At 46.1% G+C, this 10,689-nt stretch carries 9 protein-coding genes; 5 read left to right on the top strand and 4 right to left on the bottom strand.

Annotated elements, in window-relative coordinates; genetic code table 11:
- Positions 1 to 100 precede the first annotated feature (100 nt).
- The 3 genes from ACXAFR_RS26950 to ACXAFR_RS26940 all read right to left on the bottom strand — a co-directional run bounded on the left by ACXAFR_RS26950 (position 101) and on the right by ACXAFR_RS26940 (position 1,784).
- Positions 101 to 433 (bottom strand): hypothetical protein, encoded by a 333-nt coding sequence (locus ACXAFR_RS26950; RefSeq protein ID WP_475183164.1) that lies wholly within the window; start codon positions 431 to 433, stop codon positions 101 to 103.
- Between the two features lie 2 nt (positions 434 to 435).
- The gene (locus tag ACXAFR_RS26945) at positions 436 to 903 is read right to left on the bottom strand and encodes a GNAT family N-acetyltransferase (protein WP_475183163.1); all 468 of its coding nucleotides are present in this window, start codon (positions 901 to 903) and stop codon (positions 436 to 438) included.
- A gap of 134 nt (positions 904 to 1,037) precedes the next feature.
- Positions 1,038 to 1,784, bottom strand: a complete 747-nt coding sequence (locus ACXAFR_RS26940; protein WP_475183160.1) for an HAD family hydrolase — start codon at positions 1,782 to 1,784, stop codon at positions 1,038 to 1,040.
- A 1,226-nt stretch (positions 1,785 to 3,010) separates the two neighbouring features.
- Here ACXAFR_RS26940 and ACXAFR_RS26935 point away from each other — a divergent pair.
- Genes ACXAFR_RS26935 through ACXAFR_RS26920 form a run of 4 tightly spaced genes read left to right on the top strand, consistent with a single transcriptional unit; the run spans position 3,011 to position 8,767 of the window.
- On the top strand, positions 3,011 to 4,117 hold the full coding sequence (locus ACXAFR_RS26935) for an LLM class flavin-dependent oxidoreductase (protein WP_475183159.1): 1,107 nt from the start codon (positions 3,011 to 3,013) through the stop codon (positions 4,115 to 4,117).
- A gap of 23 nt (positions 4,118 to 4,140) precedes the next feature.
- Positions 4,141 to 6,552: a TonB-dependent receptor gene (locus ACXAFR_RS26930; RefSeq protein WP_475183158.1), complete on the top strand. Its 2,412-nt coding sequence runs from the start codon at positions 4,141 to 4,143 to the stop codon at positions 6,550 to 6,552.
- Positions 6,553 to 6,560: 8 nt separating this feature from the next.
- The gene (locus ACXAFR_RS26925) at positions 6,561 to 7,163 is read left to right on the top strand and encodes a gluconate 2-dehydrogenase subunit 3 family protein (RefSeq protein ID WP_475183155.1); all 603 of its coding nucleotides are present in this window, start codon (positions 6,561 to 6,563) and stop codon (positions 7,161 to 7,163) included.
- A 5-nt stretch (positions 7,164 to 7,168) separates the two neighbouring features.
- The gene (locus tag ACXAFR_RS26920; protein ID WP_475183153.1) at positions 7,169 to 8,767 is read left to right on the top strand and encodes a GMC family oxidoreductase N-terminal domain-containing protein; all 1,599 of its coding nucleotides are present in this window, start codon (positions 7,169 to 7,171) and stop codon (positions 8,765 to 8,767) included.
- Between the two features lie 109 nt (positions 8,768 to 8,876).
- Here the strand turns inward: ACXAFR_RS26920 and ACXAFR_RS26915 are convergent, their stop codons facing one another.
- Positions 8,877 to 9,770, bottom strand: coding sequence for a DMT family transporter (locus ACXAFR_RS26915; protein ID WP_475183151.1), 894 nt, complete (start codon positions 9,768 to 9,770; stop codon positions 8,877 to 8,879).
- A gap of 790 nt (positions 9,771 to 10,560) precedes the next feature.
- On the opposite strand from ACXAFR_RS26915, the gene tnpA reads away from it, so the two are divergent.
- Positions 10,561 to 10,689: IS66 family insertion sequence element accessory protein TnpA (gene tnpA, locus ACXAFR_RS26910; protein WP_475183165.1), on the top strand; the 129-nt coding region annotated here is incomplete at its 3' end.

The raw sequence follows: 10,689 nt of genomic DNA, 5'->3' as shown, positions 1-10,689 counted from the left end.
CCGTGCTCGGAGGCAAAACGGAGTAGCGATAATTTACGGTAAAGTGAGCTCAGCGAAGCAAGAATTATTGGAGCGCAGCTTTGTCGCTTACAGTAAAATATTATGCATGCTCGTTGTCACTTAATTTCATATCAGCCACGCATGTATGGTATTTTATACTGAACCAATCGCAAAAGGTTTCGAACGTTCTATTTTTTGGCCAGCGCTCTTTGGGAAGATGATTGCCTAGTTCCTCTTCAAAGATTTTTGTGAAATACTTTTTTATAGCGTCACCCTGACAATTTTGATCTTCGACTTCAATCAAATATGCACCCGGATCATTATTAAGATGAACTAAAGTCCAATTTTGTAATTTCGGCTCGACCGAGATAAGCCAATCCAGAAAAGCTTGCTTTCCATAGATCGTCATTAAATTAGATTCCAAGTACTTCATAGCTATCTCATTGTATACTTCATTTTGTACCCACCAGTAATTTCAAAGCCATTCGACTTGTAAAAATCGACTGTACGATCGAACTCTGGTACGGGTGGCGTACACAATTCTAGGCGCTTCCATCCTTGCTCTTTAGCGAATTCAACAATCGCTTGGATAAGGAATTTTCCAATCTCTTTGGATCGATATTCTGGAGCCACGTAGAATTCTTGAATTATGCCAAAGCTTCCTTCTGCATAAAGGGAGTGACTTTCACAGATAGCTCCAAACCCAATGATTTCATCCCGATCGAACGCGGCCATTACATGATAAATGCCATTCTTCAGATACTTTTCACATAGGTCTACCGCTAAAGGCACATCAACATCAAAATGCTTTATGCCAGTTCGCTCGATTATTTCATTCGTTAAACAAACTGCCAATTTGGCGATTTCTTCTGAATGAAGCTTATCAATAACCTTGTATTTCATGCGATCTTGAATCCTTCACCTGCATAACGCGTGAGTTAAGCCGTGCCGCGAATCGGAATCAGATAAATCATGATGTTAGCTCCTTGATGAAAAAATATATCGCCTGCAACAGGGGAGCCAACTGCTTGCATTTGTTAGCTGATGGATGATGACACATTTTCTTGCAACTCCAAAAGAGTACTAAATTCCCCAACTGCCAAATCGCTTTGCGCCCCACCGACTAGAACGCAGTCTATCGATGCTTTAAGAGAGCCGCCTAAGTCACGGCGAACGGAGTCACCAACGACCAAACACTTTTTCTTGGGCAACCCAAGCTTAGTTACCACCATTTCAAATGGTTTCGGAGACGGTTTAACCATCCCGTGATCAGATGAGAACGAATAGACCGAAAACAGCCTCCAAATTCTAAGTTGTTCAAAAGTATCAACCCACATTTGTTTTGGTGCCCAAATATCTATAACAAGTGCCAACTCAAATCTTCTTTTCAATGCGATTAAAGCCTGAACATATGATTGTGGAATGTACCCATGCTCATGGTATGAAAATGTCTGAATGATTTTTCCTTTTTCCTTTGGTGGAATGCTCACTTCAGAGCTTTCCTCGATTGCAGTTTCTAGTGATGGAAAACAATGCCTGTAATCTTCAGATGGATACTTATCTGCCAAGTAATCATAAGCGTTACTGATAATGCCGTTTACAACGTCTTTCGGCAAATCACCACCAATAGATCTGTAATATTTTGAATAATCTTCAGCTTGACCAAATCTATCTTCTCCAAACATGAATGTACTATTCATATCGAGAAGAATCGCTTCCTTTCCTTCGAACATTACTCCAGAAACCTCAATTGCAGCTAACATTATATTAAAAGGCATGCCCATATCTCACTGCTGCTCTGCCTACTATTTTTCATTCAAATACACTAAGAAACTGATTTTATTTAGTATCTTTTTAAAAACCTACGCTAAAATCAATGTCCATTACCTTTTTTAAGGATTATAAGTAGTATGTTCTGCAGCTTTGGCGCATAAACTTATATCCGATCAATTTTTAATCACCAATATTTGGATATAACGTACTCAGACCAGCCAATTCATTCTTCTTTGATAGATTTGAAGCATTCTCAAGGTGATTTAAGCAACACTAGCGTGTTGCTGATGCAGGCCCTAAGTTCTGGCTGGATGTCGAAGATCATTCGTCGAGTAGATATCATTTTCGTCACCCCTCATCATTAAGAATAGAAATTGTATGCGTCCTCGCTCAGCTGCTTGGTCAGGAAGCTTACGGGCATCCCCTGCTGAAAAACGATTATCTGACTCAAACCTATGCGTGATGAGATCTTAAGTCTGTCTTGTCGATCTATTACGGGGCGTGATTCATTATAAAGTTAAAGAAACCCGCCGTTGCGTCAGATGAGCACCCTACAGACCATCAGTAAAAATATCAGAGTTAGGACCTTTTGAAGGATGCAGTCAAAGGCTCCAGTTTTTATAGCTTTTTAACCCGATTTCATATTTTTACTTTTCGCATTAATTAACGTAACAGCCGCTACTTTTCAAAATGGATTTGGATTTTCTCGAAATACTCTTCAACAAATATGAAATTTTAAAGTGTGTTTTTAAAATCTTTATCGTTGATTTTTCTGGAGCTCTATCAATACCAATGTCGTTAAATCGACTCATAGCTTAAATATGCTTGTGAGCTTCTCTAACTTATTTTGAACTTCTGTATCGGAAAAGTTGAACTGCAATTTGACCTATGACGGCTGCGTTCTCGCATATGCAGACTACCGATTAATTGGCTTATCGTCAGAGTAACAAAAGATTAGGTGTTCCAATCAAATAAAACTGCGAGTTATTTTTGTGCACTGCGCACAGTAATGGGTCACTGCTATCGACGACGGTGTGCAGCCAAGTTCATAGCGAGATAACAATTACATTTCCACTGAAAATCCCTATTGCGCAAACGATTTGATGTATATATCTTATATGTAATCTATTATGAACTGCGCGCATGTCGCGCAGCTCTGTGCTCAGTATCTTTTCGCAGTTGTTATCGATTAACCCCATTCCAATTTATGGATGATCGATATTGAAGGAGATTTGCAGTGCCGTCATCAAATCCGATGTTCAATACGAACAAATTGAAATTAGGAATTTTCTCGGCAAACTGTAGCGGTGGCATGGCGGTTACCAAAGTTGCCGAACGCTGGAACAATAGCTGGGAAAATAACCTTGAACTGGCTCGCCTATGTGATGATGCCGGGTTGGAATTCTTATTACCGATCGCCCGCTGGATAGGTTACGGTGGCGATACCGACTTTCACGGCGGAGTACTGGAAACGGTCACATGGGCAGCGGGATTGCTCGCTCACACCAAAAATATCCAGGTTTTTGCGACCGTTCACAGCGCCTTCAACCATCCGGTGGTAACGGCCAAGCAGCTGGCAACGATTGATCAGATCGGTCAGGGGCGCATGGGATTAAACGTCGTTGCTGGCTGGAATAAACCGGAATACGACGCTTTCGGCCTTAATCTACCCACGTCCCACTCAGAGCGCTACGCGAGAGCGCAGGAGTGGTTCGATATCATCCAAAAGCTATGGCAAGAAGACACGGCGTTCGATTGGCAAGGTAAGTATTTCCAATTAGAAAAGGTTTATGGAAAGCCCCACCCCGTTCAATCCCATGTTCCTATTTTGAATGCCGCAGCCTCTCAAGAGGGGCGCGAATTCGCGATGCGCAATGCCGATTTTCTATTCACACCAGTTTTCGATCTCGATCAGGCAAAAGCCACTGTCCAGGATATCAATCAGCGAGCACAAACCAAAGGCCGCGAAGTCGGTGTCTTTACCTTTTGCACCGTAGTGTGTAGACCAACCCAGGCTGAGGCAGAAGAGTATCTTCGATACTACGCTGAAGAAAATGCCGATTGGGAGGCGGTTGATTATTTGATGGCACTGCAAGGTTTACATGCCCAGTCTTTTACACCGGAAGCATTGGCGAACTTTCGAGATCGCTTTGCCGCGGGTCATGGCGGCTTTCCACTCGTGGGAACCCCAGATGTAATCGCTGATCAATTACAACGGCTAAGCGATACAGGGATAGCCGGGACCACATTATCCTTTGTCGATTATGTGAAGGAATTTCCGTATTTTCGGGATGAAGTAATACCCAGATTGGAACGCAAGGGCTTACGTAAAGCGCTACGGTAGTATGTACGGAAATGGAGAAGTAAATGAGGTTAAATAAGTCAACATCGGGTCTCGCTGCACTGATATCTGCTGCAGTTATCTCTAATAATACAGTCTCTGACGTATTAGAAGAGGTTGTCATTACTGCGCAGAAGAGAGAGCAGAATTTACAAGATGTCGGTATTGCTGTTACGGCGTTCACAGGGGACCAAATGCGCGCTTTTGGTGTGGAGCAAAGCCATGATATCGCGGCGTTCACCCCAGGAGTGCATATCAGTGGTAACCTCGCCGGGCAAAATGTCCAGTTCTCTATTCGTGGCGTTACTCAGAACGACTTCAACGATATTATTGAAGCACCTAACGCCGTCTATCTCGATGAAGGCTATATCGCCGTCGCCCAAGCACAAACCTTTGCGTTATTCGATACGGAGCGCGTGGAAATTCTAAAAGGACCCCAGGGAACCCTTTTTGGTCGCAACGCGACCGGTGGTTTGGTGCATTATGTTTCCAAGAAACCCAGTTTCGATGCTGTTGAAGGTTATGTCGATGTAACCTACGGACAGTTTGATTCCAAGGCTAATGCTTCCCAGTATAAAGTGACTGCGGCCGTTGGAGGTCCGCTCAGTGAGACTGTCGCTGCGCGCGCCGCGATCCACTACAATTTGCAGGATGGCTACTTAAAAAATCTCTATCCCGACAGCGCCTTTAACGATTCTCCCGGGGATGGTGCTGGAGCCGATTTGGGCGATGATGATACCTTAGCGGGCAGGTTATCGTTTTTATTTCAGCCAAATGATGATCTCCAAATTAGCGTTTCCGGAAACTACGCGACGTCCGAAGTCTCCACGGGCCCCTACCAATCGAAATCTACTATCGCGGTACTGGATGACTCTGGAGAGATGATCAACGTCATTGATACGCCAGCCGGTGAAACACGCTACAGCATTCAAGGGAACGCCGACGGTGGCGGCGATGGTATCGATGGCGATGCCTTTTATACGGATCTCGGCTTGGGATTGACTGGCGGTCGACCCGTTGCTGGTGGCGACTTCTTTGGTTATCTGGACCCCGACGGCGACGACTTTACCTTCTCCGGGGATTTTGCCTTTGAAGATCAAGGTTCCACCGATACCTACGGTATCAATGCCAATATCCAGTACCAGCTGAACGACAGTATGGTACTGACCTCGATCACCGATTTTAAGGACTATGAAAAGCTCCTTTTTATCGATGTGGACTCGGCGCCCGTTAACCAGTTGGCAAACTACGCCGGTGTCGATGCGACCAGCTTCACCCAGGAATTTCGCTTAAACGGCGAAACCGAACGCTCTCGGTGGGTGACCGGCCTGTATTACCTGAATATCGACAATCACTCGGACAATGGCTTGAAAGGGCCGTTCAACAGTTTTGTTAACGGGGTCGATATTGGTGTCGTCGCCGATCTTGAAACCACCTCTTACAGCCTCTTCGGACAACTGGAATACGATTTGACCGATACCGTGACCGGCATCGTTGGGTTGCGTCTGATGAGAGAAGAAAAGGACTTCGACACCGCCATCGGAGTATTTCTTTCCGACAGCAACTATACCGTTAACCAAGGTGACTTGCTGACCAACCCTTTTGGTGCGGGCTCTCCGTTTCTGTATTCAGACAATTCAGCGGATAATCTATGGACAGGGAAAATACAGCTCGACTGGCACGTCAGTGAAGATTTGTTGCTCTGGGGCGGTATCAATCGAGGTGTTAAAGCCGGTAGTTACAATGCACCATTGCTCGGGGCTTACTTAGGATCCGGTGGCGACGACGCATTGCCCTATAATGAAGAGGTTCTCCTCGCTTACGAAGGCGGCTTTAAGCTGTCGATGCAGGATGGGCTAACCCGGCTTAATGGCTCCGTGTTTTACTACGATTATTCCGATTATCAGGCGTTTCTGTTTGTCGGTGTCGGTGGTGTGGTTATCAATGCCGATGCGGAAAATTATGGTGCGGAGTTAGAGTTACAAACATCGCCGATGGAAGGTTTGGATCTTGCCTTTGGGATCTCTCGCTTTAATGCAACAGTCAAAGATGTACTGCTGCGATCCGGCTCACCACTACCAGCCCAGGATGTTGATCCCACCTACTCGCCAGAGCTTCAAGCCACGGCCATGGCCCGTTATGAATGGGGATTTATGAATGGCCGCATGTCAATTCAAGGAGACGTCAGCTATTCCGATGAATTTTATTACAATCTGCGTAATTTTGACGCAGATAAATTCGATAGCTATGTCATGGTGAACTCCCAACTGAGCTGGGAAAATGCCGATGGTAGTTGGCTCGCAACATTGGCAATTCGTAACCTTACCGATGAGCGAGCTGGCGTGCAAGGGTTCGATCTCGCCACCTTGTGTGGTTGTAACGAAGTCTCTTATCGGCCACCGCGCTGGTATGGGGTTAGCCTGAAGCGCAGTTTTTGAGAGTGGTTATGAACAAAAAAGATAGCGGCGATGGGTCCTCTGGCGATGTGCTTTCGAGCCATCGTCCGAGACGTGATTTTTTGAGAGCTGGCGGTCTTTTACTTACCTATGCCGTAGGAGGTAACCTGCTGTCGTTGGCTCCTTCCGAAGCGCGAGCTCAAAATGTCCCGTTTACGACCTTTTCTCCCGAGCAAGCCGCCGATGTTGACGCTCTTGGTGAAGCGATGGTTCCCGGAGCTGTCGCCGCAGGCATCAGTCATTATCTTGATCATCAAATAAGCGGGCCAGACACCGAAAGTTTATTGATGGCCCGTTACCTGGGCGTGGCACCACCCTTTTTGCCCTTCTACAGCGCCGCCCTAGACGGTGCTTCTGCTGCCAGCAAACAGCGGTTTAACCTGCCACCGGCCAAACTTAACGCCAATCAACTGGCTCAGTTTGTTGCGGATATGGCGCAAGGCACGTTGGAGGGCTGGTCGGGGCCACCGTCAGCATTTTTTTACTTTGTACTACGCGCTGATGCGGCGGATGTCACCTATGGCACTCAGTCGGGATTTGAACGTTTAGGTGTGCCGTATCTGGCGCATATCGAGCCAGAGACAGATTGGTAAGTGGTATGAATATGAGTGTGTCATCGTCTGTCGAGGCTCGTCCTGAAAAAGTCGATTTGTTGATCGTCGGTTCTGGCGCAGCCGCCAGCCTGATTGCCGCTAAAGGCGCTCAGGCAGGCAAACAGGTTTTAATGCTGGAAGCCGGACCCAAACGTGAGTCCTCTAGCCTCATTAGTTCACAAATTTGGGCACGCCGCTTAAAGTGGGGAGGCGCAACCGTAGAAGAGGAAGGCGATCATAAAATTGGTAACGTCTTTAACTCCGGTTGGGGTACAGGCGGCAGTGCGCTGCACCACTATGGCGTCTGGCCTCGGTTAAAAAACTGTGATTTTAAGCTTCAATCACACTACGGTATCGGCTATGACTGGCCGATAGATTACGACGACTTACAACCGTATTACGATCGCGTGCAACAAGAAGTCGGCGTTAGCGGCGACGCCGATGCGGAAATATGGCGCCCTGCCGGTGCCCCCTATCCGCTACCCCCCATACCTGTGCTGGCACAAGGACAGGTCATTGCGAAAGGGTTTAAAGCCAAAGGATTACACGTATCACCGATACCGCTAGCGATCAACACGACGCCATACAATGGGCGGCGATCCTGCCTATATGACGGCTGGTGCGATGCGGGATGTGCCATTGGCGCCTTGGCTAATCCTTTGTCGGTGTACTTACCCCAAGCACTAAAAGGTCAAACTGAGCTGCGCCACAATGCCACGGTAAGTCGCATATTAACCAATGCCAAAGGCGATAAAGCCATTGGCGTGGAGTATTTTGACGAGCAAGGCAATCAGTACACACAAATGGCGGATGTCGTTGTCGTCGCCGCGTTTGTAACGCAAACACCCCGCTTGCTGCTGAATTCGGCAACCGACAAACACCCAGATGGATTGGCCAATAATCATGGCATGGTGGGAAAATGTTTGATGACCCATCCTGCCCAAAGTATTTTTGGACTGTTCAAGGAAGAAACTTCGCCGCATCTTGGCGTTAATGGCGGCCAATTAATGAATCACGATGGCTACGCCGATAAGACTGCAGTTGCCGGCGGATTCGGCAGCTATCAATGGTTGATTGCCAACGCCTTTAAGCCAAATGACTTGTTGGGAATTGTCACTTCCCGCCCGGATTTGTTCGGGGATAAACTGACCGAGTTTATGCAACAAGCAGTAAATCATTTTGGCACGATGGTAAATGTGGCGGAAGATATTGCTCGGCTCGAGAATCGAATTGAATTAAGCCAAACTAAAGATGCCAATGGCATGCCTCTGGCGAAAGCGATCCATAATATCGATCCTCGCACGGATAAGCTCTGCCAACATGCGATGCAGCAGGGATTAGAAATATTTTCTGCTGCCGGTGCGGACAAGCCATGGCATGGTCCGCGAGCGGGTATGCACCTAATGGGCGGGACGATTATGGGTGAGCATGGTAAAAATTCGGTGACCAATAGTTACGGGCAATGCCATGACATCGACAATTTATTTCTTGCCGGACCAGGAATCTTTCCGTCTAGTGGTGCGGTGAATCCCACGTTCACCGTTCACGCCGTTAGTATGCGTAGTGTTGAGTTTATGTTGCGGGAGTGGTCATCGATTGTATGAGTTGGAATAGGTACTAATCAGCATCAAAGGATAACTACAGTGTGTGGCCAACCGAATTCAGCAAGAACTTGGTATCGATCAGGGCGCCCATCCCATATTTTTTCTATTTTCAAAAAACCTTAGATATCGTGCTTCTTTTCATCGATTGATAAAGCCTACCATCAATAGCGATTAATCCAATCGATATGACTCCCATACCAGCCATATGAACAATATCCAGTTTCTCTCCTAGTACTAGAGTTCCTAGCAGAATTGCAGTGACTGGAATTAAAAATGTTACAAGCAACAGGTTTGTTGCACCAGCCGATGCCAATATCTTGAAGTACCACACATAGGCAACTGCGGTCGATAAAACGGCTAATGCAACAACAGCCAAAATTACCTGCGCACTTGGTATTACAATACCTATAGAGTTGTTTGATAGCAAAGCTACCGGAGCGAGAACAAGTGCGGAAGCACTTAACTGACCTACCGCAGAGACAACCGGATTTATCTTTTGTGCTTTGAATCGACGACCATAAACACTAGCAAACGCATAAGAGAGAGCGGCTCCCAATACTGCGAATTGAGCTAAAATATTGACGCCTATGTCCTCGACTGCAGGGAGGCCAATCATAATTACTGCACCTAAAAACCCTAATAACACACCAATTAATTTATTCTTGGTTAATTTCTCATCTTGAAGAAACGAGCTAGCTACCAGAACTGTAAAAAGCGGTGTAGCAGCATTAAATATCGACGCCAAGCCAGAGGCGATATATGTTTGGCCCCATACGATAAGTGAAAATGGTAGTACGTTGTTCAATAATCCCATGATTAAAAAACTACCCCATATCGCGAAAGATTTGGGCACAGATATTCTTGCCAGTATTATGTACAACCATAGAACGATTGCCGCAAGTGCCACTCTGAACAAAACAACCGTTAACGTTGACAATTCCGCAACAGCCAGCTCAATAAAGAAAAATGACCCTCCCCATAAAACTGACAGAGTAAACAACATTATCCACTCTCTTATACCCATAGATGTTGAAATTGAAGAACTCATCGGAAACTAGCCGTATTTGTATAACTTATAACGCTTCCCAACTAAATCTAGCCTAGAGTAGCCAATATGTAGCCTACTGCCTGACTTAGTTACTCCAGTCCAACGCTGCGTCGTAAACCACTACATATGGACGAACATGGACATATCTGGCACCACTATTTTGAAACATAGTAAGACACGCACCTCCACATCTTTTATCGATCAATTCAGGACAGGTACACGTGAATTAAATGGCATTGATTAAAAAGCAAGGTACTGCTTTTAATATTCAGAAGTCGATCCGATTCTTGCTCTCTTGATTGTTATTCGTTGCCTAGCAATTTAGCGGAATGTAGCGTGGTGACAGTTTGGAGAAAAATGCCGGTAAAACGCAAATAGAGAGAATTAAAAAGTGTTAGGCTAGACACAAGCAGAGAGCGCACGGGGACCGCTGAACCCCAGCTGGTCAGGAAACACCAAACAAACCTGACCGGTGATTTGAGACGTAACATTCTGGCGGTTTCAGCTTGTTAGGACGCTGAACAGGGCGAACTTCCGATCTACTACATTTAATCGCCTTTATAGAGGTCCCCTTAAATGTCTACGCTACCTATTGATTTTACTCGGCTTTAAGGTTCTGGCGTGCACTCTCCTTTTCCCAACCAACCCGGCATTCCTAATATTATTCGTAACCGCTCATTCTGCGGCGTCGTGATCGATAAGCCTTCGCGCGATAGTCTGCACCCTCACTTATCGAGGAGGCAGTATGGCAATTCAACGTCGCACCATGGAACAATGGCAAACGATTGTTCAGCAGTGGCAATCCAGTAACCAGTCAGCCGCACAATTCTGTAAGGATCAGAATTTGGGATACGCCAGCTTTTGCTCATGGCGC

The sequence above is a fragment of the Pseudomaricurvus sp. ABR4_320 genome (assembly GCF_056159445.1).
This window is presented reverse-complemented; position numbering and strand designations above follow the sequence as displayed.

Coding starts and splice junctions, on each gene's coding strand:
- ACXAFR_RS26950 (WP_475183164.1), bottom strand. CDS start 433: ATGAAGTACTTGGAATCTAATTTAATGACGATCTATGGAAAGCAAGCT.
- ACXAFR_RS26945 (WP_475183163.1), bottom strand. CDS start 903: ATGAAATACAAGGTTATTGATAAGCTTCATTCAGAAGAAATCGCCAAA.
- ACXAFR_RS26940 (WP_475183160.1), bottom strand. CDS start 1,784: ATGGGCATGCCTTTTAATATAATGTTAGCTGCAATTGAGGTTTCTGGA.
- ACXAFR_RS26930 (WP_475183158.1), top strand. CDS start 4,141: ATGAGGTTAAATAAGTCAACATCGGGTCTCGCTGCACTGATATCTGCT.
- ACXAFR_RS26925 (WP_475183155.1), top strand. CDS start 6,561: ATGAACAAAAAAGATAGCGGCGATGGGTCCTCTGGCGATGTGCTTTCG.
- ACXAFR_RS26920 (WP_475183153.1), top strand. CDS start 7,169: ATGAATATGAGTGTGTCATCGTCTGTCGAGGCTCGTCCTGAAAAAGTC.
- ACXAFR_RS26915 (WP_475183151.1), bottom strand. CDS start 9,770: ATGTTGTTTACTCTGTCAGTTTTATGGGGAGGGTCATTTTTCTTTATT.